Here is a 25,159-nt window from a genome sequence, read left to right on the forward strand (position 1 = left end):
GGGATAATATGGAAAAGGCTACATTCGCCGCGGGTTGTTTTTGGCATGTTCAAAAAGTTTTTGATCAGTTGGATGGGGTTGAAAGTACTCGCGTAGGTTATACAGGAGGGGAGGTTCGAAATCCGACATATGAGGAGGTTTGTGAGGGAAATACAGGTCATGCCGAAGCGATTGAAATCCTCTATGATCCTCAAAAAATTTCATATGAATCTCTCTTAAAGGTATTTTGGACGATGCATGACCCGACGACCCTCAATCGACAGGGAGTAGATATTGGTCGGCAGTATCGCTCGGCGATTTTCACCCATTCCTCAGCTCAGAGGAAAATCGCTGAAAAATCGCTAAAAGATGCTCAAAGGCGATTCCGAATCCCGATTGTCACAGAAATCACTTCTGCCTGCCCCTTCTATGAGGCGGAAGCCTATCATCAGAAGTACTTCAGAAAGAAAGGATTATCGGAATAGATTTTTTGTTGTTAATATAATGATTTTTAATATATATATATTTGATCTTTAATATTTTATAATCGAAACCTTTTCAAGGAAATATGATTAGAACTGTAATGTCATCTATCGATCAAAATCCCAGAAATTCTAAATATCTTGATTCTGCTGAAGCGTTGTTGAGTAAAGAGTTGTTCAGAGATCCTAATCAAGATGAATATTGGGCTGTCCTCGAGAAGATAAAAGAACTTCAAAGCAAACTTTTTTCAGGACATAATTGCCGAGGTGAGTGGAATTTTCTCAAAGAAGTTGAGAGCTCTATTAGTTCTCCCATGAATCTCTATTCATTTCACATGTTTTTAGGAAGGCGGATGCTTGCTTGTAGTCAATATTTAAAACAGATTGAGGATAAACTAAGTGCTCTCGAATCGGCAAAAACTCATTTCGCTCAAGCAAACTTGATACAACCTAATGTAAATACAGCAGAACAATGCATTGCAATCGAAAAGAAAATAACAGCTCTTCGATTAGAAACACAACATAATCAAATTGTTGAGGAAAGCATTAAGTGTTTTCAGAAACGATTGATAGATTACGATAGTTGTTCAAAGATGCGATTGACGTTTATTTTGAATCCTGATCGTCAGATATAAAATAAAGCTTCAGCCAAAGCTCAAAAATAAGGCTTTTAAGAGATTTAGCCCCATTAATGAAAGGTATGATAACAAAGTTGGGCTTAAATTCATCACGTCCTCGCTAAAAATGACTATGTTGTAAAAATGCTTGTTTAAGGTCAACTTTTCGTGTGCTTTGGAAGTTTAAGGCTGCAAGCTTGAAAAGCTTGCGGCTTTATTTTAGTAACGTGACATTCTCTTTTTCTTTCCAATGACGTAATCAAAACTGATTTTACCTGGCCCTGAAAAGAAGAGCCAAAAGAAAATCAATGTGTAGAGAACTTCAGGAAGATAGAAGAAGTTTTCGATGAGAATGAGCCCGCCATGCATGGCAACTTCCGCAATCCGTTCAGTCACAATAGCAGTGACCATTATGATTAAAAGCACCAGTGCTGAAAGAGAGGTGAGAAGCCCGATGAGAATGAGCGCTCCACCAAGAAGTTCTACTAGCGGAACAAAGTAAGCATTAAATTCTGGAAACGGAATGTTGGCCGAAATCATCGTCTTTAAAAGCTTTGCGTGTTGATCAGAATCAAAAAGCTTAAAGAAACCTGAAAGAATAAAAAAAATTCCGATGCCAAGACGGGTTACAAAGATCGGTAGCCACACTAATTGACGTTTGTAATGTCCAAGTTTGGAAAAAAAATCATGCATGTATCTTATCTCATATTTCTTCTTTATTTTTTCAATAGAGAGTTAACGATTTTTCATGCAACAAAGAAGTTGATTTCATTCGCAGGGATCTGTAACGTAAGTAATCTAATTGGAACTGAAATGAGAATATAAATGAAACAACTCACGTGTTTTTTTCTGCTGTGTTGCAGTTTAGTTTTTGGAAGTTATTCTGTTGAAGAGTCTGTCGTTAAAATTTATCAAACGCGTAATGCATATGACTATGAATCTCCTTGGAGTTCACCTTTCCAAGAAAAAAGAGGTGGGTCGGGATTTATCATTTCGGGGAATCGAATTTTAACAAATGCCCATGTCGTCTCTGATGCAGCCTTTATTCAAGTCAAAAAAGCACACGATTCAGAGAAGTATTTGGCCGAAGTTGAATGGCTTGGACATGATTGTGACTTGGCGATTCTCACGGTTCCTGATGAGGCGTTTTTTGAAGGGACGTATCCTCTTGAAATTGCAACAGAGATTGCCCCTGTTCAGGCAGAGGTTAAAGTCTTAGGCTATCCTGTTGGAGGAGTTGACCTTTCTGTGACTCGAGGCATCATCTCGAGAACCGAAGTTTGTAACTATAACTTTAGTCGGAATTCTCTTCTTTGTTCTCAAATTGACGCTCCCCTCAATCCAGGAAATAGTGGGGGGCCTGTGCTGGAAAATGGGAAAGTTGTAGGTGTTGCTCATCAGGCAATTTTCTTTGGGCAAAATCTCGGTTATATGATTCCCATTCCCATCATTCGTCATTTTTTAAAAGAAGTCGATGAAGGGAAATATCACGGTTTCCCTAAGGGAGGAGTACGATTTCAAACGATGGAAAACCCTGCACTTCGCGGATTTTATCAAATGGGTAAGGAAACAACAGGCGTCTTGATCACCTTGGTGAATGAAACTTCATTTTTTCACGATAAACTTTATCCAGGTGATGTTCTCTTAGCAATCGATGGGGTTTCGATTGCAAATGATGGAACCATTGATTTTGAGAACCGAAAAAGGGTTTCTTTGTCGCATCTTTTTTCGATCAAGTATTATGACGAATTTATCGATTTAGAAATTTTGCGCGATGGTGAGCGACTTACACTTTCAGTTCACTTACAAAGTAATATGGCAGGGCAAGATTTGGTTGGTGAAATCCAATATAACAAGCGGCCGACATACTACACAGTTGGGGGATTAGTCTTTCAACCTCTAACGGTTAACTATTTAATTCATGCTTTTGAACAAGACTCTCCAGCTCTCAATTTTCTTTATTATTTAAAGCACGGTAAAATATCAGAGGATCGTTCTCAAGTGGTTGTGTTGACACGGGTTTTACCTGATTCTGTGAACGTGGGTTACCAAAAAATCGTTGATGAAGTGGTCTCTTCTGTTAATGGGGTGAAAATCCGCAACATTCGAGACTTGATCAATGCCTTTGAAAAGAGCACAGGTCCTTACATTCATCTGGCTTTAGAAACAGACGGTGAAATTGTCTTGGATCGAGATCATGTTTTAGAGCGCAATACAAAAATACTCAGTAATTACTTAATCCCTAATGATCGTTCAGAGGATTTGCGATGAGAAAGTTCTTAGCCTTTTTATGTTTAACTTCTTCTCTTTTAGCAGCAGACTACCGTTTTTCAGGAACAGCTGACGAAAGGCATGACGAGATGGTAGAGCATTATAGTGAGATGAAAAAACAGCCTGGAATTTGGGAACGGAAATACATGACAGGAGATTGGGGAGGAGGACGTTCAAAGTTGGCACGTGATGGCGTGACAATTGGCTCTTCTTATGTTGCTGATATTTTAGGAAATCCCGTGGGAGGAAATGCCCATGGTATTGCATTTGCAGGGTCGTTTGGCTTGGATATAAATATCGACTTTGGTGTGTTTTCTACATTAAAGGGGCTAGAGCTTTATACATCTGTTGTAGCGCGGACGGGAACGAATTTAAGTGCAAAGAAAATTGGGAACCAGTTCACTGTGGCTCAAGTTTATGGGGGACAAAACATTCGCTATAATGAGCTTTATCTCAGATTGACTTTACTCTCTGGTTATATCTTGATGAAGGCAGGACGTCTCGATGGGGGAAATGACTTTCTACAATCAGAGCTCTATTACAAATATGTGAACAATGGTTTTGATGGAAACCCGGTCTCTATTTTCCTGAATACACCTTCATTTACAGCTTACCCAAATGCGACTTGGGGGTTCTTTTTGCAGTTTTTTACCTATAAGCGATTGCTTGCGAAGTTTGCGATCTATGTTGCAGAGCCTGATGTGAGTCAAAACAGATATCACGGATTCAACTGGACCTTTAATGGAAGTGACGGGGTCTTACTTATGACCGAATGGTCGTATCGGGTGAATCGCCTCAAAGGAGATACCGGGTATCCTGGAAATTATCGCGTAGGTTTCTACTATGTAACCGATCAAAAGGGACCGAAGTTTAAGGGAGGAAATTATCACGGAGATTGGGGGTACTATTTTCTGCTTGACCAAATGGTTTATCGACATGGTGAAACTGACCGTGGGTTAACTCCTTTTGTGGCTTTGCTTTTTGCTCCCAAAGACCGGAATATCCAGCCTTTCTACATGACAGCGGGACTAGTCTATAAGGGGCTCTTTGCAAAGCGTCCTCAGGATTACACTAACATTGGAGTGATTTATGGAAAATACAGCTCCGATATGCGCGCAGCACAAGAGCTGGCAAAACAGACCAAGATGGTGGGTCCTTTTGGCAACCGCCCTCAAAATTTTGAAGCGGTGATCGAACTCAACCATTGGTTTCAGGTGAATCAGTGGTTTCAAATTGTTCCTGATATCCAGTACATCATCAATCCAAAAGGATTTGGGAATATCCCAGATGCTCTGGTAGTTGGAGCTCAAGTCGGCGTTGTCTTTTAGTCCTATTTCAGATCTACGCGTCTACAGTAAAAATTATACTTAATCAACTTTGAAGCTGTTTTAGTATAATTTTTTTAGATTGGATTTTTATAATAATTATATTTTTTATTATTTAATATTTATTTGTTTTCATTTATAATTAATTTCATATTTATTACAATTGTAACCATGTTAATAACGTTTCAAATCAATTTTGATGAGGTTTAAAATAATGGGTATGGAATCAGAAGGGATTCAAGCAAGTCAATCTTTGTCAGGATGGATGATTGACAAGATCACAGATTGGCGTAATGAAGACAGTTCATGGTTTACATCTTTTTGCAAAAGGGTGACTACAGAGATTGGGTACGGCATTGCTGCTCTTGTAGGAACTGTGGAAACAGTTGGTAAAGGTGCTCTTGGGATTTTCCTTTCTTTGTTCAGCTTACTTCTACCTGAAAGGGCACGCCAAGCTGTATTTGACGAAGCAGCTGGTCCGTTACTTGATAGCGCCATTCTTTCAGCTTGTAGCACGGTTTTATCGGTGACATCTTTTGTTGAAAACTTCTTTGTCGATAACATCGATCTTCAAGCGCACTTCAATACACTATTTGGCTGGATTCCATTTGAAGAAGCGTAATCCTTAATGTTTTTTGAATGGGGGTATTTAGTTTGCTCCCATTCAAGCTAGTGCTCCATGACAAAAAATTCTATAGCTAATTTGATCCAGATTTTCGCTGAATTTTTTTCTCCCAAAATTGACCACATTGTCCATGAGACAAGGGGGATTTTAAAAGATGAAAAGATGCTCGAAAGATCGGTCAAGTAGCGTTAGAAACTTTTGTTAAATTGTACTAGTAGAGGTGACTATTTTCTAGCGAAGCCATTGTGCTCAAGGAGCGGCTCTATGCGGGGATCGCGTCCTCTAAAGTGGCGAAACACTTCCATCGGGTGAAGACTTCCACCAAGTTGCAGGAAAGTCTCTTTAAATTTCTTCCCAACATGACGAATGGCCGATTCATTTTCGAGACCAGCTTCTTCGAAAGCGCTAAAGGCATCGGCGCTGAGAACTTCAGCCCATTTGTAGCTGTAGTAGCCAGCCGCGTAGTCTTCATCTCCAAAGATGTGGTGAAAGGAGCAGAGAAAGCGGTCTTCTTCAAGGCATGGAATGTGGGAGGTGAATTCACACATGTCGTACCAGATTTTAAAAGGGGATGTTTCACTATAAGGGTCGAATTGGTCGTGGAGGACAAGGTCGGTCATTCCATATTTAAGTTGAGCAAGCATGCCAAGCCCAGCTTGATAGGTACGAGCTTCTAATATTTTTTCAATGTATTCATCTGGCAGAGGTTCTTTCGTGATGTAGTGCGAGGTGATTTTCTTAAGCGTTGCAGGGTGGTAGCACCAGTTTTCCATGAATTGGCTTACCATTTCAACGGCATCCCATTCGACTCCGTTAATACCGGAAACAGAAGCGTAGTCGACTTCGGTCAGCATATGCTGAAGGGCGTGACCAAATTCATGAAAGAGAGTTTCCACTTCGCGAAATGAAAAAAGGGCTGGAGTTTCTTCAATAGGAGGCGTGGCATTGCAGACAATGTAAGCAATGGGATTTTGTTTCACTTCTCCGCTGATGTAACGGTTGCGGCATGAATCCATCCAGGCTCCTCCTCGCTTGGTTTGAGGGCGCGAGTAAGGATCAAGATAGAAAGCTGCTATTTGCTCTCCTTCTTCGTCACAGATGGTGTAGTAGCTTACATCCATATGCCAAACAGGGGCTTTAAAGTGTGCTGGCTGAATGGTGATTCCGAAGAGAGTGTGACAAAGATCGAAAAGACCGTTTAGAACTTTAGGGAGAGGAAAGTAGTCTTTGAGTTCATCTTCAGAGAGGTTGAACTTTTCTTCTTTGAGCCGTTCACCCCAAAAAGAACAGTCCCAAGGCATCAAAGGCTCAGTAAATCCTGCTTCTTGCGCAAATTGTTCGATTTCTTCGAGGTCTTTTTTTCCTGCATCCCATGAAGCGTCACGTAATTCGTGCAAAAAGGTTTTGACGGTTTTAACATCGGGAGCCATTTTTTTAGTGAGGCTGAGGTCGGCATAAGAATTAAAACCCAAAATGCGGGCCATTTCTTTTCGGATGGAAAGTTGGTCGACGATGTTTTCAGAGTTGTCGTAGCTTCCAATTGAAGCTTTTAGTATTTGGCCGCGGTAAAGTTTTTCTCGGACATCCCGATTTGTACAATGTCGCATGACGGGAAGATAAACGGGGGGGTTGAGGCTGAGTTTCCATGGCCCTTCTTCAGGTGAGGAAATAGGATCGGTTTCAAGTCGAGAATAATTGTAGGCGTTCGACGCGAGCTGAAACACATTTTCAGGAACGCCGTCCATTAGCTTTTTGTCACGAACGATGAGAGAAAAGTTTTTGATGGCATCTAGAACGTTCGCGTTGTATTTGGATTGAAGTTCATTTAAGTGGGAAATGAGTTCGTTGAACCGCTTTTTTTTCTCTCCTTCGAGACCGATGCCACTGAGCTCAGCCTGCATCAAACGTCCTTCAAGAATCCGTTTTTGCGCTGGGACAAGGTCATTCCACTCTTCTCCTTCTCGTATTTGTTTGTAAGCTTTGTAAAGAGGCTTACTTTGCTTGATTCGAAGCATGAGATCAGTCCAAAGTGGTTCCACTTGAGACCATGCTTGTCTAAGTTCATAAGAGTCCATCACCATTTTTAAATGGATCATGGGACCGACAACCCGATGGATTTCTTCTTCAATCGCTTCAAGAGGAGCCATAATGGAGTCCCATGTCGGATGCTGTCTATGCTCGATGGAGGAGAGTTTCGGTTCGACATTTTGAAGAAGGGTTTCTATTGCAGGAACAAAGTGTTTGGGTCTAATTGTGTCGAATGGAACGAGATCTTTGTAAGCAACAAGGGGATTGAGAATTTCTGAGTGAATAGACGGCTTTTGAATTTCAGCTGTCAGCTGCTCTGGTGCTTCGATCATAGGTATTGCCATTACGTCCCTCAAACTAAATTCAAAAAGCAAATTTTAAGAGTTTACGGTTTGATGTCAATTGACTTTTTCAATGACTTTCCATAGTTTGAAGGAAATGTTTCTGTGTAAGGAAAAAAAATGGCTCGCCGTTCCCTAGACGATCGGGAAATCGTGATAAAAAAACACCACCATCATTGGAAAATGAGATTATTGGTGGCGCTGATCATGTTAGGTCTTTCGTTTATTGGTTTGATTGTTTCGGATATTAAGCAAAATGGGGCATGGAACTATTGGCGTGTTATGGTTCCCATTTATGCGGTTTTGTGTTTGTTTTTATCGTGGTATTTAAGACGTCAAAAGAAGATCATGTCGGCGGCAACAATTTGGCATGAATTGGTCCAATGGGTTGGTCTTGCTCTTTCTGTTTATCTCGTTTCGATTTTTGTGAAAATCGGGCTGATGGGTCGGTTTGAAGCGGGTCTTGTTGTTCTCACCCTGTTAGCTCTGACGATTTTTATTGCAGGGATCTATGTAGAAGCGACCTTTTTCTTAATTGGTCTTCTTATGGGGATTTTTGCAGCTGCAGCCGCCCTCATGGCTGCGTATGTTTACACAGTGATGTTACCACTTACCATTATTGTTGCAGTGTTATTAGTATGGGTCGCGCGCAAAAGAATGTAACTTTTTTCCTCCTTGGCATACTTGTGATTTGCTCCACAAGTTGTGTCAACTTAAATAAACGGATTTTTCCAAAAGGTCCAGCACCGAAAGCAGTGACACATCCTCTACCCGGTGAAGCGGATGAATGTGGCATTTGGGCTGATACAAATGACCCTTCTAATAGCGCCCTCATTTGCAATGACAAGTCTCCGTTTGGAGCTCTCTTTGTTTTTGATCTCAGCGGAAAAGAAATTTCTCGCTCACATAATATGGACCGTCCTGTGGGGGTGAGCATACGCAATGGTATCAAGATGAAGAATGGAGATGTCATTGACGTTGTGGGGTGTGGTGTTCGCGGGACAAATGAGATCAAGATTTTTAAAATAGATCCGAGCACGCGGGAACTTATTGATGTGACCCATTCTTCGGGAATTTCTTCAGGATTTCACAGTGATACCTATGGGTTTTGCCTCTATAAACGACAGTCTGATGGGCAGCTTTTTTGCTTTGTCAGTACGAAACATACAGAAAATATCCATCAATATCGCTTAGATGATAATGGAACGGGAAGATTTCAGGGAACATTGGTGCGCAAATTTGGAGTGACTCATCAACGGAGCTTTGTTGAAGGGATGGTTGCAGATGATGAATACGGCTATTTTTATGCTTGTGATGAAAGACATGCGATCTTGAAATTTTATGCCGATCCCGATGTGAAAAAAGATCCATTTATTAAAGCCTTTGGACTTGCTGATGGGATCAAAGGAGACCGTGAAGGACTAGGCCTTTACAAAATGGCAAATGGGAAGGGATATCTCCTCGTTTCAAGTCAGGGAGATTCGACATTCAAAATCTATGAACGGACAGGCAGCAACAAGTTTGTGAAATCGATTCATGCAGAAGGGGTGACTAAAACAGATGGAATTGGGGTCACTTCTCTAAAAATCCCTCCGAATTATCCCACTGGAGTTTTTGCGGCGCATAATGACAAGAACAACAACTACGCCATCTTTGATTGGTTTGAGTTTTCAGGTTTACAATAATGCCAATAAAGCTTTCTTTTACGAATCAGTATCAGACAGTTCGCAGGCAGACGTTAGATTTATGCCAAAATTTACAAGTCGAAGACTTTGTGATTCAAAGCATGGATGATGTTAGTCCCTCTAAATGGCATCTTGCGCACACAACTTGGTTTTTTGAAAACTTTCTTCTTTCAGAGTTTTGCCAAGGCTACACTTGGTTTCACCCTCAATTTAAATTTCTCTTCAATTCTTACTACGAAACGGTTGGAAATTTTCATGCACGTCCTCATCGTGGACTTTTATCTCGGCCCACAACAGAAGAAGTCTTTGCCTATCGGAAAGAAATTGATCGACGTATGATCGACTTTCTAGAAAAGGGATCATATGATCGAGAAGAGGTTGAGTCAATTGTGACAGTGGGATTGCAACATGAGCAGCAACACCAAGAACTGATCCTCACAGACATTAAATACAATTTCTTTTGCAACCCTTTAAAGCCGGCTTTAAACGAGAGAGATCTTACTGACAAAGAAGTTGCCCCTCTGCAGCAGTGGATGTCAATTGAGGAAGGTGTCTATGAGGTGGGGTTTGAAGGAGAAGGTTTTTCTTATGACAATGAAAGCCCAAGGCATAAAATTTATTTGCAAGACTTTGAGTTAGCAATGCGTCTTGTAACGAATCGAGAGTATCTCGCCTTTATCGAAGATCGAGGGTATGAGAGGGCAGAACTTTGGCTCTCTGATGGATGGAAAGATTTAAAGCGATCGCGTTGCAAAGCCCCTCTTTATTGGGAGCAAAAAGATGGGGTGTGGATGCAGTTTTCCTTATCAGGCATGGTTCCTTTGAACTTAGAAGAACCTGTTTGTCATGTGAGCTTTTATGAAGCTGCAGCTTTTGCTAGGTGGGCTGGTCATAGGTTGCCCACAGAATTTGAGTGGGAAGTTGCAGCAAAGCAAAAGGGGACGATAAAAGGAAATTTTGTCGAATCGGGGCGGTTTCATCCTCAAGTTGCAAGAGGAAATCAACTTTTTGGCGATTGTTGGGAATGGACTCAAAGTTCTTACTCTCCTTATCCTGGGTATCAAGCTCCATTTAGTCCCCTTGGAGAGTATAATGGAAAGTTTATGTGTAACCAGCAAGTCTTAAGAGGTGGTTCTTGTATGACCCCACGTGATCACATCCGTCCAAGTTATCGGAATTTTTTCTATCCCCACTCTTCCTGGCAATGTACGGGAATTCGGCTAGTGAATGCTGTACCCGTCCTTAATGATACTCCCATCTTCTAGATGAACGATCCGGTCAGCAAAGTCAAAGATGCGTGAATCGTGTGTCACAACAATCAACGCTTTGTTTTCTTTGGTGACGATTTCGCGTAAATGGGTGAGAATGAGTTTGCCATTTTCTTGGTCGAGTGCACTTGTCGGTTCATCACAGACAATTAAGTTTGGATTGTGGATGACGGCTCTTGCAATCGCGACTCGTTGCTGTTGCCCACCGGAAAGTTGTGGAGGGTAGGTATTAATTTTGTCGCCTAGTCCAAATTGCTCGAGCCTTTCCCCAGCAATTTTGAGTGCTTTTTCCCGCTTTATTCCATTTAGAAGAAGGGGAATCGAGACGTTTTCGGCAGAAGTTAGCATAGGGATGAGGTTAAAGGCTTGAAAGACGTAGCCGAGAAATTTTCCTCGAAATTCTGTTCTCTCGGCATCGCTGATTTTATGAAAGTCCCGTCCAAAAATCACACACTCCCCTTGGTCATAGCTTAAAATACCGGCAATGATTGAAATCAATGTCGTTTTTCCTGAACCAGAAGGGCCTACAAGCATGAGAAGTTCTCCTGGCTTGACATCAAGATTGATGCCGTGCAGGACTTCAAAGCGAAGAGTTCCTTCTCCAAACGATTTGCGCACATTTCTTAAGGTCACTGCAGGAGGATTGTGGTTTTCCTTCATCTTAGGCTCCCTTAAAGACTATGGCAGGGTCAACTCGGTAAACGCGGATGAGACCAATGAAAGCTGAAGCACCGCAAATGATAAGCATTGTAAAAATACTGAGTAGATAGAGTTGCCAAGGAAGGCGAAATGAAAGATCTGAGTTACGCGAAAGAAACCCAAAAATTCCTGCGGCACCTACTCCAATTCCCCAACCGATAAATCCGACCCAACCGGCTTGAAGGAGAACCATTTTTGTCAGGAGATTATTTTTTGCTCCCATGGCTTTAAAAGTGGCGAGATAGCGAAGATTATCGAGAATAAAGTTGTAAAATGTTTGCCCTGAGATGGCGATTCCTATCACAAATCCCAAGAGAACGGCGATCCCAAAGTTCAGCGGAATACCCGTCCGTTTTAGGTAGTACTCGACAGTAAGGCGCTCAAATTCTTGTTGAGTGAGAGCTTTGAGCCCCGTACTTTCTTCAATCCGTTTTGTCAATACTTTAGGGGCAATATTGTCCATCGACTTTACAAGAATGAAGGAAAGTTGTTTTCGCTCAGGGGGAGCAAACGAAAGGGCGCGGCTGTAGGTCGTGTAAATCACAGGCTGGGATTGAAATGTCCGTGATGTTTCGCAAATGCCTACGACAACAGCGCGATGGTCATTGATTTCTATCGTGTTTCCAACTCGAAGGGGAATAAGGGGTTGAGAACTATCTCGGCTTGAACCGCTGATAGCTAGTTTGTCTTCGGCGCCAACTTTGTTGACGATGATTCCATCAATAAGGCGCAGATCGCGGAGCTTTCCTTCGAGCATGATTGGCGGGCCACCAATTAATGTTGAATCGTCAATTCCTATGACATTACACTGCTGAAAATTTCCACTTTGAAGACGAGCTTTGAGAAGTCCTTTATAAAATGGAACGGCCCATTCGACCCCTTCAATGCCTCGGACTTGTAACAGTTGGGTGTCGCGAAGTGGTTTGATGTCGTCAATAAATTGCACTTTTTCATCCATAACCCAAATATTGGGTTGGGAAGTATCAGTGATGAAACCATAGGTGCGAACCATGAGTCCAATAAAAATAGAAGCTTGTTGCACAATGATAAATGAAGCAAAGCTGAGCCCTAAAATGATCCCAATGAATTTGGCTTTGTCCCCCACAAGTATTTTCAGTGCGAGGAGAAGCATTTCCTATCCTGTGTGAAGGCTTGGATTTGATTTTTATTCACCATTCGCCTCCAAGTGCTTTATAGAGAGAGACAAGATAGGTGCTAAGTTGCTGTGTACTCGAAATGAGATCGTTCTCCGAGTTGAGTAAATCTTGATCAGCTTGGAGAAAGGTTTGGAAGTCAGCCAATCCACTCAGGTAGAGATCTCGTTTCAGCTCGTAGGCTCGGTGTTTAGCTTCGACCTCTTTTTCTAATCGGCTTCTGCGGGTTTCTTCTTTGTAGTAGGCAACAAGAGAGTTTTCGACATCTTCAAGGGCTGTTAAGATGGTTTGTTCATAGGAGAGAAGCGCTTGCTCTTGGAGAGAATTTTGGGCGCGAATGTTTTCTCTGATACGCCCGAAGTATAAAATGGGCCAATTCATTGAGGGGCCGATCGACCAGGTTCGACTTTGAGCCTTCAGCCAATTCGAAGAGTTATTACTTTGAAATCCGTAATCGCCAATGAGGGAAAAGCGGGGAAAGAGATCGGCAATCGCGGCACCTATATTTGCTGTTGCAGCAGCAAGGAGTCTTTCAGCTTTGCGAATGTCAGGGCGACGGCGGAGTAAATCAGAGGGAAGCCCAAGGGGGATTTCTTGCGAGCTAAGTGGAATGGGGGTCTCATCTACAAATTCATTTTCAAAGTTTTCAGGAGCTTTTCCTAAGAGTGTAGCAAGTCCATGAATGGTTTGCTTTAAAGCGATCTCAAGAGGGGGCAGGCTAGCACGGATAGATTCAAGTAAGGCTTGTACCTCTTTCTGATCGATTTCACTTGCAAGACCTGCTTCAAAAAGATTGGAAGTGAGATCAAGGAGCTCTCGTTGAATGAAGATTTGCTTTTTGGTGATTTGGATTTGATGTTGGAGTGAGCGGATTTCAATGTAACTTTGAGCCACATCGCCGAGCAAAGTGATGTAAATATCACGAGCGTTTTCTCGCTCGGCTTCATACTCGTAAAATGCCGATTCTTTTTCACGACGACGTTTGCCAAAAATGTCGATTTCCCAGCTGGCGTCAAACCCAATTTTGTAGAAATTTTGCATTGGCGGGCCGAGAAAAGTCGAATCAAACAGGTTTTGGCTGATCCGACTGCGTCGTTCTTCAACTGTCATGTCTAGCTTTGGTGCAAGTTCAGCGGCTTTGATTTGGTACTGCGCACGCACTTGATTGATTTTTTCTAAGGCGATTTTTAGATCAAGGTTTTGACTGATTGCTTCATGGATCAGGACATTGAGCATCGGATCTTCAAATTGAGTCCACCAAGACCGAAGCTGCACCTCTTCTTCTTCAGAAAGGGAAAGATGGGTTTCATAGGACATAGGCATGGCGATTTCTGGTGTGTGATAGTTTGGCCCGACAGCACACCCCGTCAAAAGGACAAGAAAGGGAATCCATATCTTAGAATTTTTCATCTGACGGGAGCCCTTTGATATAAACATCCATGATTTGTCCGACATAAATCGGAAGACTATCGCGGTCCATTTCGTAAACAATTTGGAGGACACGCGTATCAACCCGCTCGGTGTTATCACCTGTAAGTGATGTTTTGGGAATGACGTAGGGTTCGATGTAGAGAAAACGCAAGGGAACAGAAATCGAACTATTGCCACGCACATAAGCCATCGCGGGTTCGCCCTTAACAATGCGCCAAGCATCATCTTCGTCGACTTCAACTCGAACATGGTAGTGTTTGGTATCTCCGAAAACGATGAGGGAAACATTGTTAAACGGATTGATGTTAGCTGATTCTCCAACACGAATGTTTACTTTGAGAACTTCACCTGAAATCGGCGCGCGAATGATCGAGCGTTGAATGTTGGTTTCGATTCTTTCGATGCTAGCTTCAGCCTCGTAAATTTCTTGTAGGGCAATTTCTGTTGCGTAAAACCGCTTGTTGTACTCGTTTTCACTGACAGCCCGTTTATCTTTGAGTTTTTGATAGAGACCAAAGGTAGTCTTTTCATTTTCATAATTCGCGATGCTGACATCTCGTTTTTTATACGCTTCAGCAAGTTCAGCTCTAAAAGCCCGAGTGTCGAGTTCAAATAGTGGGTCTCCCACTTCTACTTGATCGCCTGCTTTGACGAAAATTTTCCAAGTGATTTCATTAAATGGGACACCAATCGCAATGTCTTCTGAAGCAGCTTCAACGGTTCCAGATCCTGCAACATAGTGTTTGTAAGGGGGCTTTGGAGGAGGAAATTCAATAGGAGGAACAGGTGGCGTACGCATCCCATAAAAGACCATAAAGAGAGCAAAAAAAAGCCCCACTATGGCTAAACCTGGTAAAACAAACTTGCGACTCATCCGTTAGCTGAAAAAAATTTAAAGGTAAATGTAATCATTTACCTACACCCTCTTTTTTCTTCATAATTAGAAAAAGTTTTTTTGGATAGCCTAAACCAAATGGATAGCTTTTTTTACACCAAGATTTTGTTTTTTCTTTGATAAAAAATGAAAAGATAAACGCAATCAGAAGCGCGACGGGGAAAATAAGAAGGGCATTTTGATAATCCTTTGCCAGATAAACAGGAGTTCCACCCACTTTGAGACCATCCCAATTCCAATCAAGTAACCATCCTACGAGTGTTTGTGCTATCGACCCCCCAACAAAGACGAGAAAGTTTGTAAATGCTAAAGCTGTTCCTTTCGCTTCACGTGGATTGAGTTCGATTGCCAAACTGTAACATAGAAGTTCTCCTGAAAGGGTTACACCAAGTAGCAAAATCATGACGAAGGTCCAAAAGTGAGACATTCCGATCGCGTAGTTAATAATAAGAAAGAGGATAATCGAGAGAAATGTTGTTACAATGAGAGTGGTTTTTCGATTGCAAGTTTTATCAGAAAAATGACCAATGAGAGGACCAGCAATGATCCAACCCATGTAAACCATTGAAGCAGCAAAACTGGCTGTTTCGTTTTTCATTCCATGTGTATTCACGAGAAATGGAATGACCCACAGACCTCCATAAGCAACAGTTGCGGTGTAAAAACAAAGGGCAACAATCCCGTTGATCCATGTCTGAGGATTTTTCGTGACAATTTTTAGGTTGTTCCAAAGAGGTGTTTTCTTAGCGCAAGATGGTTGACAAGGATGCCCCCCTGCTGGTTCATTGCGAACGGCGAGAAAGATGACAAGACTTAAAACCAAGCCAAGGGCTCCCATTACAAACATCGAGGGGCGCCACGAAAGAGTTTGTACCATGAGACTAAGAGGCCCTTGACCAAATACGGCTCCGAGCATCCCCAGGGAATTTCCGATACCGACGAGAAGGGCTAGCGTTTTTCCTGAAAACCAGTGCGAAGTGATGTAAACGAGTCCGACAAAAGCAAAAGCCGAGCCAGCTCCCATTAAAAAACGGGAAATATTTGCGACCCATAAGGTCGTTGCAGAACCAAAAAGAAAGGCTGCGATCCCTAAACCAAGCGTTGCCAACGTGAGCAGTTTACGCGCTCCAAAGCGATCCATGAGCATGCCAACGGGAAGTTGCATCGGGGCATAGGCATAGAGATAAAATGCTGTCATCGTTCCAAATGCTCCCGCTCCAATATGAAAGGCTTCTAAGAGGCTTTCGACCATGACCCCGGGCGCAACACGAAGAAAATATTCATAAAAGTAAAATAGGACTGCCAGTGTCCAGATGATCCAACGCTTATAGAGATCTTTTTGAGACATGTTACCTTCAAATGACTTCTGATTATTTGACTTAGTAAAGATGAGATTTTATATCAAGGGCCGTAACCTGGTCTCGGAGTTTCTTTCAGTTATTTTCGGAAGTAAATATGTTGAAGAGAAAATTATTGATAATAGGTTTCCTTTTTTGGACTTCTTTTTCAAGGCACTTATAAAATCACCTTTGCAATAGTATGAAAGAATTGATTGCCTATCCTTTATTCCTACTCTAGCTCTTTTCATGAATATCTTTGAAACCAAGTAGTGCATCCTTTAAGTCTTCAGGCATATTACTAGAGGATTGTGATCGGGAACTTTCAGGTGGAAGAAGTGACACATTTCTTTGAAATCTAAAGCACGTCTTCCTACGATTTTCTGATGAACCTCGCTGGTCCGAGTATAATTCTAGTATTAATTTTTTTGAATATGTTAAATTTAGCTATGTTTTTTTATTTATGAAGCACGAGGAATTGTATGTCAGGGTACACATCATATGCACTAATAGGCGCTCCTACTACCGTATCCCCATATCAAGAGACGAGTGTGGACTCGGAAAAATACAAACAACCCCTACCACTAGACAGATATCACATGTTACAGAACTCTGGTAATCCTAGTGCAAATCAACTACAGCAAACTGTTAATGGTATACAGGACTTTTTCTGCCAACTAGTTGGAGCAGAAGATCGAGGAAAAATGCCGTCGTTCTTCATTAATCTGGAAGGTAAAATTGACAGTCCACAGCCAGAGTGTTTCAAATTTCATAATCAATATGTTCAATATCCAGAAGCAGCATGTCATGAGTTTACTCATGCGGTTATGAAGAATTTGAGAGAAGCTCCTCTTGGTAATAAAGGACAACTAGGCGCTATAAACGAAGCCATCGCTGACATCGTTGGGGTTATGTATAAGCAGAAGAGCTCTGATCAGTACAATGACTGGAAGGTTAACGGTACACACCGAAATTTAAGTCAGTCATTTACAAAAACAAATGTAAATTGTGATTTCACTCCCAAATATGATCCGAAAACAGAAAAGGGAAATGACAATGGGCATGTACATTACAACAGCCAACTGTTAAGTCATGCTTTTTACCTTGCTTGCAAAAACTGTGAAAAATTCAATTCTTCAAAAACGAAGATTTTATCTATTTGGTTTAATGCTGCTAGATATCTAAAAATCAAGGGGGAAAAAGATTATTTTTTCGAATTTGCTAGAAAAACCATAAAACTGGCTATTCAAGACACTGATGCAAGAAAGTTTAGTCTCTTAATAAGAGAGTCTTGGGAGCAGGTAGGGTTTGATGATTTTAGTTGAAAGGTATATTTTCACACATCTTGCAGTTTTTATAGATATAAGCCATTAATAGAGAACGAGATTTTGACCTTCTCGGCTTCCTAAAGAAAGACGATCTTCCAACGAATTTAAATTAGATAACTCAGCATTTGATTACATGCTCGATTTAAACCCAAAACCCGGCTCTTTAAAGGCAATTGAAGGCACAAGGTTAGGTTTGATACCAGCCTTTTATTCGAGTGGATTCGGAATAGAGGCTTCAGGCTAATCTTTCCTTCATGGTCGATCCATAATACTGAACTAAAGAAAATATTGTGTGAAGACATTAGAAGATATCCAGCTTAAGATTATAGAGATTGATTTGATATGAAGCGCGAGCCTTAATTCCACAACACCTATGAGATTTCTTGCTCTAGGACATCTAAAAGCTGGAAAAAGCAAGCAACAAGTTACAGAAATAGATGGGGGTACTGCGATTTACTGAAAAGGGCATAGAAGGACTTAGGGAGCAGCCCTGTTTAGATCTTTTATGAAGAAGCCTCCAATAGAAAAACTTTTGCGATACATTTAAGACCTTGATTTTCTAGATGTTTTTCTTGATCTTTATTTGCACTAAAACTCCTAAAAGCCAAATAGGTCTTTCCCAAACTTAAGTAGAGAGATGGATTATCAGGCTGAATCGACAAACAACCTTCAAAAACCATTTTTGCAACCATCAGCTGTTCCATTTTAAGCTCTCCTCTCAGAAGCTTACTATTTTGATATAGTGCATTTCCAATTAAGCAATAATCGGAAGCTGCCTCAATGATTGTTTCAAAACATCTCGTAGCTTCAGCAGCATACTGCATGTATTCTTCACCTGAAAAATAATGGCGATATTTAAGACAAACCCGTCCTAACAAATATTGTGCTTGAAGATCTGTTGGATCATTATGAACTGCTTCAGCTAAGTGTTTGTATTGACAGTCCAACTCACTTTTTTTTAGTTCGCCTGAGTCCGACTCAGACATATTATCTTCATTATTAATAAGCATACCGTATTCGAAGACTGCCTTTCTGAAAATTACCCATTCGTCTTCACAAGTCGGTTCCATTTGCAGTACTACAAAAAAATACTGCTTTGCTAAATCTGTCAAATATTCGGCTTCTTCAGCTTCAACACAATGACAAAGCTTCAGACAGACATTTGCAATTAAATATGATGCATTAAAATTGCTAGAATTTCCATTTAAAACTTCAAATAAGCAGTCTCCCGCCTCTCTTAGTTTTTTCGTTTTTGATTCTCCTTCAAGAGTCTTATGTTGAAAAAAAAGAATAGCCCCTAATAGCGCTCTAGCCCTTGACAATCCGGGTTCTTGTTGTAAAACGCTTTTAAAGCGCCTCTCAAGCGGTGCAAGGTTTAAACATCGTAAGGATCTTTGACAGGATGGAAAGTCTCCAATAAGATCGATTGCAAATTGCACCCAAAGAATTCTGCCCTTGGGGGAGTTCTCTGTATCATGCGATACCTGATGAAAATACTTTTCTCTTGAAGACTCTACCTTTGCACTAAGCATAATTCTTTTCCGAATAAGTTGAGTTGCAGAAAAATGATAAGGATTGAAAAAATAAAAAGCAAATCGATGCCTAGTGAAAATGCATTTGTACCTCTAGCTGTTTGACTTATTCGATTGATCGTTTAATATCAAATCAAGCTATGAATACAAACGATGAAAAACGCCTTTTTTTTGGATTTGAAGTCTCTTCTCCTTGGCCTATGGATTTGCCAGAGGCAAGACTGCTTGATCCAACACACCGACATCTAACTGTGGCATTTTTAGGTAATACTTCTCAGCAAAAGATCCAAAGTTTATTGGCAGAGATGCCAAAACCACCGATGGTGCTTGGGCGGGTTGGAGTTTTTGACAAATGTTTGTTCTTACCACCCAAATTAGCGCGAGTGGTTGCTTATCATCCCCATTTTGCGACAGAAGAAGATCCTCTATTTGCTTACCAAAAAACGCTTACGGCTTTTTTGGTAACTCATCACTACACATTTGAAAAAAGGGGCTTTTTGCCGCACGTGACAATAGGACGTCGTCCATTCGATCGTGAGAAGTGGGAAAACTTCTTTTCACCACTTCCTCTTTTTTACTCAACGCTTCACCTCTATGAAAGTTTAGGAAACTCTCACTACAAACCAATTTGGAGTTTTCCTCTTAAGCTTCCGTTTATTGAAATCGAGCATGTCGCTGATATCGCCTTTCACGTTTTTGGGCAAACACAAGAAGAGGTCCATCTCAATGCCCAAATTGCCCTATGTTTTGAGTGTCCCTCCCTTGTAAAATTTGTCGAATTTGAAAAGCTGCAAAGTCGAGTAGAAGAGATTGTCATACAGCTTAACGAAATGGTAACAATGGGAGATCAAAGTGAAGGGACTCCTTTTAAAGCTGTAAGCTTTCATGGGGAAATAGAGCAGACTAAAGAGGGCCTTTACATGTGGGAGATGATCGTAGATGTCTAAATTGGAAAAGATTGGTCCAGCGACATACCTTGTTCCTAAAGAGAGGGGAATGAAGGTTCCTGGCCTCCTCATTGCAACAGAGCCGCTCATTCGATCAATGGATATTGAAAGACCTTTAGAACAGGTGCGCAATGTGGCCCATTTACCTGGAATTGTCGGTTATAGTGTTGCCATGCCTGATATTCATTGGGGCTATGGATTTCCGATTGGGGGAGTGGCAGCGATGGATGCAAAAGAGGGGGTGATCAGTCCAGGTGGTGTTGGGTATGACATCAATTGCGGAGTTCGTTTGGCTATCATTCCAGTTCCATTTCGGGATTTTACTCCTGAAATGAAGAAGAAGTTGATCGAAAAAATTTACGAGATTGTTCCTTCGGGTGTTGGGCGGGGGCAAAAAGGAAAAAAAGCTTTATCGCAAAAAGATTATCAAACATTGGTTAAGCAAGGTGCCCGATACTCGATTGAATTAGGCTATGGATTTCCCCAAGACCTCGAACACATTGAAAGTCACGGTTGCATTGAAGGAGCTGATTTAGCAGCTGTTTCTGAGCATGCGCTAGAGCGGGGTAGAGATCAACTTGGTACAATTGGATCAGGCAATCACTTTGTAGAAATAGGTGAGGTGCAACGGGTCCTTTTAGCTGATGTAGCAAGTGCTTGGGGCATTGAAGAGGGAATGACTTATGCTATGATTCATTCAGGATCGCGTGGGTTTGGACATCAAGTGTGCCAAGATACATTGAATATCTTTATAAAAAAAGGGTTTCATGAGGGACTTCCCGACAGGCAGCTTGTTGCTGCGCCGATCAATAGCGGAGAGGGACGGGCTTATTTTGCAGGGATGGCTGCAGCCGCAAACTTTGCCTTCAACAATCGGCAGCAAATTTTGCATGAAGTGCGCCAAGCATTCCACGATGTATGCAACGTTAAGATGGAAGAAGTGCGTCTGATTTATGATGTTTGTCATAACATTGCTAAGTTTGAAACGCATTGGATTGAAGGGGAGCAGAGAAAGGTGTGCGTTCATCGTAAAGGGGCAACACGCGCTTATGGGATGGGTGCAGAAGAGCTCATGCCTCTTTTCAAAAAAACAGGACAACCTGTTTTAGTCCCAGGTGACATGGGACGTGCCAGCTACCTTTTGGTTGGTTTGGGTAATCCATTGACGTTTTCCAGTTCTTGTCATGGTGCCGGGCGGGCACGCAGTCGCGTCCAATCTCTCAAATCATGGCAGGGCATTGATCTGATTGATCATATGAAAACGAAGGGAGTGATCGTGATGGCGTCTTCAAATCGAACGATAGCTGAAGAGATGCCCGATGCGTACAAAGATGTCGATACAGTTGTCGAAGCTGTTGAAGAGGCAAAGCTTGCCAATCGGGTTGCGCGACTCCGTCCTCACCTTGTGTTAAAAGGATAGTCCCTTTCAGATGTGATGGGGTTTGAGATAGGCCACCAAAAGTCATATTCTGGATCATTCCACTTAATGGTGAACTGTTTCGCATTGTGATAATAGGCGGTTTGCTTGTAATGCAAAATCGCCTTATCCGACATGACGAGGTAAGAGGTTCCGAACTTTGGGGGGATGTAGAGCTGCGAGTGATTGCGGCAATTTAAAGTAAATGACGTCCACTCTTTGTATTCTTTGGAGCTCGAATCGTTGTTCACTATGAGCATATACAGCGTTCCATAGAGGCATTTGACGAGTTTCCCCGTTTTGTCATCACCGTGAATGCCGCGAAGGACGTGTTTTGTAGAGGTAGCATAGTCATCTTGGACGAATTCAGCGGTGATTCCCGCATTTTGATACAGCTCCTGATTGTAGATTTCTACAAAATCGCCTCGGAAGTCATCAAAAATCGTCGGGGGTGTGATTAAGAGGACCCCTTCAAGTGGGGTTTTTTGTACGGTGAGTTTTTTTTCTAATGTTAACGTAGACATGGAAAACAAATTAAACCGGAAGGAAATTATTATCTAGGTTTTTTGATCACGAAGAGCGATGTAGGAACCAAGAGCGACTAAGGCGATCCCAGCAATTTCAATGAGTTGGATCTGACCATCACCAAGGATCATGTCAAAAAACCAAGCAAAGACCACACTAGAGTAGAGAAGAGATCCGACTTTGAATGCTTTAGCATGTTGATATGCTCTGGTGAGAAACATTTGATAGATAGTAGCAATCGCTCCAATCACAATGAGCAATCCCCACTCAAAGAGGGAAGGGGTTTGCCACCCTGTTGCAAGGGGAACACTGGCAATGGGAAGAGAAAGGGCTAAATAGTAAAAGAGGATTCTTTCAGAAGGTTCGGTTTTTGTGAGGCGACGGATTGTCGTGAAAGCAATACTGCCAAACATCCCGGCTGCAAGTCCGACAAGTGATGCAATATCAAAAATCTTTTCATCAGGGCGTAAGATGATGAGAACGCCAAGAAAGCCGGTAATTAGGCCCCACCAAGTGCTCTTGGTCCATTTTTTGCGGAACCAAAGGAAGACAACGATCGGAATGAAAAGGGGACGGGTGTAAGTGAGAAGGACGGCATCGACAAGAGGGAGATAGCGCAATGAAAAGTAGAGGCAAAACATCGCAGCTAAGCTTGAAAATGCGCGCAAAAGGTGCAGATGAAAGCAGTTTGTTTTCAAATTTTTATACGACCCTACCTTGGCAGGTATGAGTGGCATCACAAGGAGAAAGCTAAAGGCTTGCCGAAAAAAAATGATCATCGGGTTGGGCAAATACTGCTCGGTCATCTTGATCAAGTAGGCGAGGAGTGCATAGCAAAATGCAGCAGAAAGAGAGTATGCAATTGCATGCGGTGTACTATCTTTTCTCATATGGTAAGAAGTCTAGAAGGAGGACCTTCTTTCACAGCTTTAGTAAACTTTTCCATGTAAGACGAAGTTAAAGGGTGATCACCAATCAATTCAGTGAATAAAGCCGGCTTAAGGGAGACGGCATGCGTGCCGAGTTCTAAGCATTTCATGACCTCATCAAGTGAAGAAAAGGACACGGCGATCAGTTCTGCTTCGAATCCGTAGGTTTCGATGATGTGGAGCATAGTATCAATTGTGCTTTCAGGTGAGGCTCCTGTTTTTTCGATATGTGAATAATAAGGAGCTAGAAATGTTGCACCTGCATGGCAGGCTAGAAGGAGTTGAAAGGGTGTCAGAATGCCTGTTGCCATGATCGGAAGCTGTAAGTGAGAAAGAGAGTGCATCGCTTTAAGCCCTTGCTGTGTGACGGGAATTTTCACGATGATTCTTTCTGAATGGTCACGCAGTGTTTCTGCTTGTTCTACAATGTCTTCTGCTTTTGTAGAGATGACTTGCACAGCTGTTGGTCCATGATGACTTTTTAAAATGAGACTTAAAGCTGCCTCTAAACTCTTTCCAGAGTCGGCAATAATCGAAGGGTTTGTTGTCACTCCATGGAGAATTCCAAGTTTACTGCCCCATTTTGTAAGGTCGGGATCGACACCATCTAACCAAATTTCCATCTATTCTTCACCTTATTGGATATGTTGACGGCGTTCTTTATCCGTCTGCTCAAAATTTTGCCTGAGTTCAGCAAAATTTGAAATCAAAATACCAAAATCACTTTTTCTTAGAGCCAAAACATCCACAGAGGTTAAGCAACGGACAGTTGCTAAACGGGAACGTTGGTTTAAAAGAGCCATTTCACCAAAATACTCCCCTTTACCCAGTTTTGCAATGAGGTTTTCTTTTCCCTCAATAGTATTAAACACTTCAACTTGGCCATTCACGATAATATAGAGGTAATCCCCAACATCTCCTTCGTGAAAGATGGTCTCACCTGATTCAAAGTGGAGTTGGGCAATTCCTTGGGAAGGAGCAGCTTTCATTTGGACAGCTTCAATAGGGACCATTGTATCGAGAATCCATGAAAGGGCAACTTTAACTTTTCGGTCCACCCCTGGGAGTTTCATCCAGTAAATCAAACGCCACAAAAACCAGGCGCAAATCCCTGAAAACTTGAATTTTCCAAACAGTTCTGCAACGGCTGAGTGGTGTCCCAGAGCTCCCATCATCCCGAGTGCTTTAAAGCGGAACTCTTTTTTCTGTTTGTTTCGGATAGAAGCGACAATATTATGGGCGAGAACTTTTGCTTGTCGAATGGCAAACTGTGCGGTAGGAGGGCAAATTCCACCAGCTTCTAAATTTGGAATGGCAGCGCAATCCCCAAGTGCCCAAACATCATTTCGCCCTTCAGCGAGCATGTTGGCATCAACGGTGATTTTTCCTTTCACAGTTTTAAGAGCCAGCCCTTCAATTAAGGGATTGGGAGAAGAAGGGACGGTCGAGATAATTGTTTTTGAAGCAATCCGCTCTCCACTGTCGAGAACAGCTTCTTCAGGAGTGGCTGCAATGAGATGAACATTAAACCGGATATCAACACCCCTTCGTTTTAGCAGTTTTCCTGCATATTCTCCAAGAGAAGGACTGAGTTCTCGTTCCATGAGTCGGTCTTTACTATGGGCAAGAACAACTTTGATTTCATTGCAATCAATCGTTTTGTATTGTTTTGCCAGCTTCCGTGCAAAGTCATTGACTTCGGCAACCACCTCTGTTCCAGAAAAGCCTCCTCCTCCAACAACGAAGGTAAGGAGCTGCCGTCTTAAGTGGGGATCTTTTTCGGAGGAAGCAGCTTCGATCACATCAATGACTTGGTTGCGGATCGTGATTGAGTCGGCTAAATTTTTAAACGGAAGGGCATGTTCATGGAGCCCTGACATTCCTTTAAAATCGGTCACATTTCCAAGGGCAATAACGAGGTGGTCATAAGGGACTTCGACAGATTTGTGAGTGAACTTTGGGGCTAAAAAGATCTTTTTTCCTTCGATATCTATTGCTTCGATCTCACGCACATAAAGAGTTGTTTTTGGAAGCAGTTTTCGGAGGGGATTGATCGTGTCTAGCAACCCGAGTGATCCGCCAACCACCTCAGCAAGCATGGGTTGGAAAACGAAGTAGTTTTCCCGGTTCACAAGGGTGATTTCGAAATCATCTTGCTTCTTTAAGAATTTTTGCAAATGCATTGCCGTATAGGCTCCCCCAAAGCCTCCTCCGAGAATCACAATTCGTTTTTTCATAAGCTCACCTCTATCTTCTAGATAAAGGAATAGAGAATATTATCAAACCTTTGATTTTAATAGTTGAAAATAAATGAGTTGTGTAGAGAGTAGCTTTTTTATGAAAA

The 25,159-nt window shown here is 41.9% G+C and carries 23 protein-coding genes; 11 read left to right on the forward strand and 12 right to left on the reverse strand.

The annotated features are described in order from the left end of the window. Window positions 1-8 precede the first annotated feature (8 nt). Together msrA and SNE_RS03735 are read left to right on the forward strand one after the other, a co-directional pair. Window positions 9-464 carry a peptide-methionine (S)-S-oxide reductase MsrA gene (gene msrA, locus SNE_RS03730; RefSeq protein ID WP_013942994.1) on the forward strand — a complete coding sequence of 152 codons (456 nt, stop codon included), beginning with the start codon at window positions 9-11 and terminating at the stop codon, window positions 462-464. Window positions 465-547: 83 nt separating this feature from the next. Next, entirely contained in the window at window positions 548-1,096 is a 549-nt protein-coding gene (locus tag SNE_RS03735) for a hypothetical protein (protein WP_148258938.1), read from the forward strand. 201 nt (window positions 1,097-1,297) lie between these two features. On the opposite strand, the gene SNE_RS03740 is transcribed toward SNE_RS03735, so the two are convergent. Further along, window positions 1,298-1,771 carry a DoxX family protein gene (locus tag SNE_RS03740; protein WP_013942996.1) on the reverse strand — a complete coding sequence of 158 codons (474 nt, stop codon included), beginning with the start codon at window positions 1,769-1,771 and terminating at the stop codon, window positions 1,298-1,300. A gap of 132 nt (window positions 1,772-1,903) precedes the next feature. On the opposite strand from SNE_RS03740, the gene SNE_RS03745 reads away from it, so the two are divergent. The 3 genes from SNE_RS03745 (at window position 1,904) to SNE_RS03755 (ending at window position 5,296) form a co-directional block, all read left to right on the forward strand. Next, a complete protein-coding gene (locus tag SNE_RS03745; RefSeq protein WP_013942997.1) occupies window positions 1,904-3,349 on the forward strand; it encodes a S1C family serine protease in 1,446 nt (481 codons plus the stop codon). Further along, on the forward strand, window positions 3,346-4,677 hold the full coding sequence (locus SNE_RS03750; protein ID WP_013942998.1) for a carbohydrate porin: 1,332 nt from the start codon (window positions 3,346-3,348) through the stop codon (window positions 4,675-4,677). The genes SNE_RS03745 and SNE_RS03750 overlap by 4 nt, the downstream gene beginning before the upstream one ends. 211 nt (window positions 4,678-4,888) lie before the next feature. Next, window positions 4,889-5,296 (forward strand): hypothetical protein, encoded by a 408-nt coding sequence (locus tag SNE_RS03755; protein ID WP_041418757.1) that lies wholly within the window; start codon window positions 4,889-4,891, stop codon window positions 5,294-5,296. 227 nt (window positions 5,297-5,523) lie between these two features. On the opposite strand, the gene SNE_RS03760 is transcribed toward SNE_RS03755, so the two are convergent. Then, window positions 5,524-7,671, reverse strand: coding sequence for a M3 family metallopeptidase (locus SNE_RS03760; RefSeq protein ID WP_197535201.1), 2,148 nt, complete (start codon window positions 7,669-7,671; stop codon window positions 5,524-5,526). Between the two features lie 117 nt (window positions 7,672-7,788). Here SNE_RS03760 and SNE_RS03765 point away from each other — a divergent pair, with 117 nt between their 5' ends. From SNE_RS03765 to egtB, 3 genes are read left to right on the forward strand one after another with little or no spacing between them, the layout of a single operon-like run. Next, a complete protein-coding gene (locus SNE_RS03765; RefSeq protein WP_013943002.1) occupies window positions 7,789-8,331 on the forward strand; it encodes a hypothetical protein in 543 nt (180 codons plus the stop codon). A gap of 23 nt (window positions 8,332-8,354) precedes the next feature. After that, window positions 8,355-9,353: a phytase gene (locus tag SNE_RS03770; RefSeq protein ID WP_158307206.1), complete on the forward strand. Its 999-nt coding sequence runs from the start codon at window positions 8,355-8,357 to the stop codon at window positions 9,351-9,353. Then, the gene (egtB, locus tag SNE_RS03775; RefSeq protein WP_013943004.1) at window positions 9,353-10,618 is read left to right on the forward strand and encodes an ergothioneine biosynthesis protein EgtB; all 1,266 of its coding nucleotides are present in this window, start codon (window positions 9,353-9,355) and stop codon (window positions 10,616-10,618) included. The genes SNE_RS03770 and egtB overlap by 1 nt, the downstream gene beginning before the upstream one ends. On the opposite strand, the gene SNE_RS03780 is transcribed toward egtB, so the two are convergent. Genes SNE_RS03780 through SNE_RS03800 form a run of 5 tightly spaced genes read right to left on the reverse strand, consistent with a single transcriptional unit; the run spans window position 10,574 to window position 16,148 of the window. Continuing rightward, window positions 10,574-11,281, reverse strand: coding sequence for an ABC transporter ATP-binding protein (locus SNE_RS03780; RefSeq protein WP_013943005.1), 708 nt, complete (start codon window positions 11,279-11,281; stop codon window positions 10,574-10,576). The two genes, egtB and SNE_RS03780, sit on opposite strands and share 45 nt — an antisense overlap. 1 nt (window position 11,282) lies before the next feature. Beyond that, window positions 11,283-12,452: an ABC transporter permease gene (locus SNE_RS03785; protein ID WP_013943006.1), complete on the reverse strand. Its 1,170-nt coding sequence runs from the start codon at window positions 12,450-12,452 to the stop codon at window positions 11,283-11,285. Window positions 12,453-12,489: 37 nt separating this feature from the next. Continuing rightward, window positions 12,490-13,884, reverse strand: coding sequence for an efflux transporter outer membrane subunit (locus SNE_RS03790; RefSeq protein ID WP_013943007.1), 1,395 nt, complete (start codon window positions 13,882-13,884; stop codon window positions 12,490-12,492). Beyond that, window positions 13,871-14,779, reverse strand: a complete 909-nt coding sequence (locus tag SNE_RS03795) for an efflux RND transporter periplasmic adaptor subunit (RefSeq protein ID WP_013943008.1) — start codon at window positions 14,777-14,779, stop codon at window positions 13,871-13,873. Before SNE_RS03795 ends, SNE_RS03790 begins: the two co-directional genes overlap by 14 nt. A gap of 34 nt (window positions 14,780-14,813) precedes the next feature. After that, window positions 14,814-16,148: an MFS transporter gene (locus tag SNE_RS03800; RefSeq protein WP_013943009.1), complete on the reverse strand. Its 1,335-nt coding sequence runs from the start codon at window positions 16,146-16,148 to the stop codon at window positions 14,814-14,816. Window positions 16,149-16,619: 471 nt separating this feature from the next. On the opposite strand from SNE_RS03800, the gene SNE_RS03805 reads away from it, so the two are divergent. Beyond that, window positions 16,620-17,462, forward strand: coding sequence for a M4 family metallopeptidase (locus SNE_RS03805; protein ID WP_013943011.1), 843 nt, complete (start codon window positions 16,620-16,622; stop codon window positions 17,460-17,462). 506 nt (window positions 17,463-17,968) lie between these two features. Here the strand turns inward: SNE_RS03805 and SNE_RS03810 are convergent. After that, the gene (locus tag SNE_RS03810) at window positions 17,969-18,997 is read right to left on the reverse strand and encodes a tetratricopeptide repeat protein (RefSeq protein ID WP_013943013.1); all 1,029 of its coding nucleotides are present in this window, start codon (window positions 18,995-18,997) and stop codon (window positions 17,969-17,971) included. A 140-nt stretch (window positions 18,998-19,137) separates the two neighbouring features. Here SNE_RS03810 and SNE_RS03815 point away from each other — a divergent pair, with 140 nt between their 5' ends. Next, on the forward strand, window positions 19,138-19,944 hold the full coding sequence (locus SNE_RS03815) for a hypothetical protein (RefSeq protein WP_013943014.1): 807 nt from the start codon (window positions 19,138-19,140) through the stop codon (window positions 19,942-19,944). Beyond that, window positions 19,937-21,364, forward strand: a complete 1,428-nt coding sequence (locus tag SNE_RS03820) for an RtcB family protein (protein WP_013943015.1) — start codon at window positions 19,937-19,939, stop codon at window positions 21,362-21,364. The genes SNE_RS03815 and SNE_RS03820 overlap by 8 nt, the downstream gene beginning before the upstream one ends. Here SNE_RS03820 and rfbC read toward each other — a convergent pair. The 4 genes from rfbC to SNE_RS03840 are packed head-to-tail and all read right to left on the reverse strand — an operon-like array spanning window position 21,343 to window position 25,052. Then, the gene (gene rfbC, locus SNE_RS03825) at window positions 21,343-21,885 is read right to left on the reverse strand and encodes a dTDP-4-dehydrorhamnose 3,5-epimerase (RefSeq protein ID WP_013943016.1); all 543 of its coding nucleotides are present in this window, start codon (window positions 21,883-21,885) and stop codon (window positions 21,343-21,345) included. The two genes, SNE_RS03820 and rfbC, sit on opposite strands and share 22 nt — an antisense overlap. Window positions 21,886-21,918: 33 nt before the next feature. Beyond that, entirely contained in the window at window positions 21,919-22,776 is an 858-nt protein-coding gene (locus SNE_RS03830) for a DMT family transporter (RefSeq protein ID WP_013943017.1), read from the reverse strand. Next, entirely contained in the window at window positions 22,773-23,438 is a 666-nt protein-coding gene (locus tag SNE_RS03835; RefSeq protein ID WP_013943018.1) for a transaldolase family protein, read from the reverse strand. The genes SNE_RS03830 and SNE_RS03835 overlap by 4 nt, the downstream gene beginning before the upstream one ends. Window positions 23,439-23,450: 12 nt before the next feature. After that, window positions 23,451-25,052 carry an FAD-dependent oxidoreductase gene (locus SNE_RS03840; protein WP_013943019.1) on the reverse strand — a complete coding sequence of 534 codons (1,602 nt, stop codon included), beginning with the start codon at window positions 25,050-25,052 and terminating at the stop codon, window positions 23,451-23,453. Window positions 25,053-25,159: the final 107 nt, after the last annotated feature.

Origin of the sequence: Simkania negevensis Z (assembly GCF_000237205.1) — a bacterium.
In the GTDB taxonomy this organism is placed as follows: domain Bacteria; phylum Chlamydiota; class Chlamydiia; order Chlamydiales; family Simkaniaceae; genus Simkania; species Simkania negevensis.

What these genes read in the sequence shown, in the direction of transcription:
- SNE_RS03815 (WP_013943014.1), top strand. Translation starts at nt 19,138, where the DNA reads ATGAATACAAACGATGAAAAACGCCTTTTTTTTGGATTTGAAGTCTCT.
- SNE_RS03750 (WP_013942998.1), top strand. Translation starts at nt 3,346, where the DNA reads ATGAGAAAGTTCTTAGCCTTTTTATGTTTAACTTCTTCTCTTTTAGCA.
- SNE_RS03810 (WP_013943013.1), bottom strand. Translation starts at nt 18,997, where the DNA reads ATGCTTAGTGCAAAGGTAGAGTCTTCAAGAGAAAAGTATTTTCATCAG.
- SNE_RS03785 (WP_013943006.1), bottom strand. Translation starts at nt 12,452, where the DNA reads ATGCTTCTCCTCGCACTGAAAATACTTGTGGGGGACAAAGCCAAATTC.
- SNE_RS03755 (WP_041418757.1), top strand. Translation starts at nt 4,889, where the DNA reads ATGGGTATGGAATCAGAAGGGATTCAAGCAAGTCAATCTTTGTCAGGA.
- msrA (WP_013942994.1), top strand. Translation starts at nt 9, where the DNA reads ATGGAAAAGGCTACATTCGCCGCGGGTTGTTTTTGGCATGTTCAAAAA.
- rfbC (WP_013943016.1), bottom strand. Translation starts at nt 21,885, where the DNA reads ATGTCTACGTTAACATTAGAAAAAAAACTCACCGTACAAAAAACCCCA.
- SNE_RS03820 (WP_013943015.1), top strand. Translation starts at nt 19,937, where the DNA reads ATGTCTAAATTGGAAAAGATTGGTCCAGCGACATACCTTGTTCCTAAA.
- SNE_RS03795 (WP_013943008.1), bottom strand. Translation starts at nt 14,779, where the DNA reads ATGAGTCGCAAGTTTGTTTTACCAGGTTTAGCCATAGTGGGGCTTTTT.
- SNE_RS03745 (WP_013942997.1), top strand. Translation starts at nt 1,904, where the DNA reads ATGAAACAACTCACGTGTTTTTTTCTGCTGTGTTGCAGTTTAGTTTTT.
- SNE_RS03760 (WP_197535201.1), bottom strand. Translation starts at nt 7,671, where the DNA reads ATGGCAATACCTATGATCGAAGCACCAGAGCAGCTGACAGCTGAAATT.
- SNE_RS03765 (WP_013943002.1), top strand. Translation starts at nt 7,789, where the DNA reads ATGGCTCGCCGTTCCCTAGACGATCGGGAAATCGTGATAAAAAAACAC.
- SNE_RS03780 (WP_013943005.1), bottom strand. Translation starts at nt 11,281, where the DNA reads ATGAAGGAAAACCACAATCCTCCTGCAGTGACCTTAAGAAATGTGCGC.
- egtB (WP_013943004.1), top strand. Translation starts at nt 9,353, where the DNA reads ATGCCAATAAAGCTTTCTTTTACGAATCAGTATCAGACAGTTCGCAGG.
- SNE_RS03735 (WP_148258938.1), top strand. Translation starts at nt 548, where the DNA reads ATGATTAGAACTGTAATGTCATCTATCGATCAAAATCCCAGAAATTCT.
- SNE_RS03840 (WP_013943019.1), bottom strand. Translation starts at nt 25,052, where the DNA reads ATGAAAAAACGAATTGTGATTCTCGGAGGAGGCTTTGGGGGAGCCTAT.
- SNE_RS03805 (WP_013943011.1), top strand. Translation starts at nt 16,620, where the DNA reads ATGTCAGGGTACACATCATATGCACTAATAGGCGCTCCTACTACCGTA.
- SNE_RS03830 (WP_013943017.1), bottom strand. Translation starts at nt 22,776, where the DNA reads ATGAGAAAAGATAGTACACCGCATGCAATTGCATACTCTCTTTCTGCT.
- SNE_RS03790 (WP_013943007.1), bottom strand. Translation starts at nt 13,884, where the DNA reads ATGAAAAATTCTAAGATATGGATTCCCTTTCTTGTCCTTTTGACGGGG.
- SNE_RS03740 (WP_013942996.1), bottom strand. Translation starts at nt 1,771, where the DNA reads ATGCATGATTTTTTTTCCAAACTTGGACATTACAAACGTCAATTAGTG.
- SNE_RS03835 (WP_013943018.1), bottom strand. Translation starts at nt 23,438, where the DNA reads ATGGAAATTTGGTTAGATGGTGTCGATCCCGACCTTACAAAATGGGGC.
- SNE_RS03800 (WP_013943009.1), bottom strand. Translation starts at nt 16,148, where the DNA reads ATGTCTCAAAAAGATCTCTATAAGCGTTGGATCATCTGGACACTGGCA.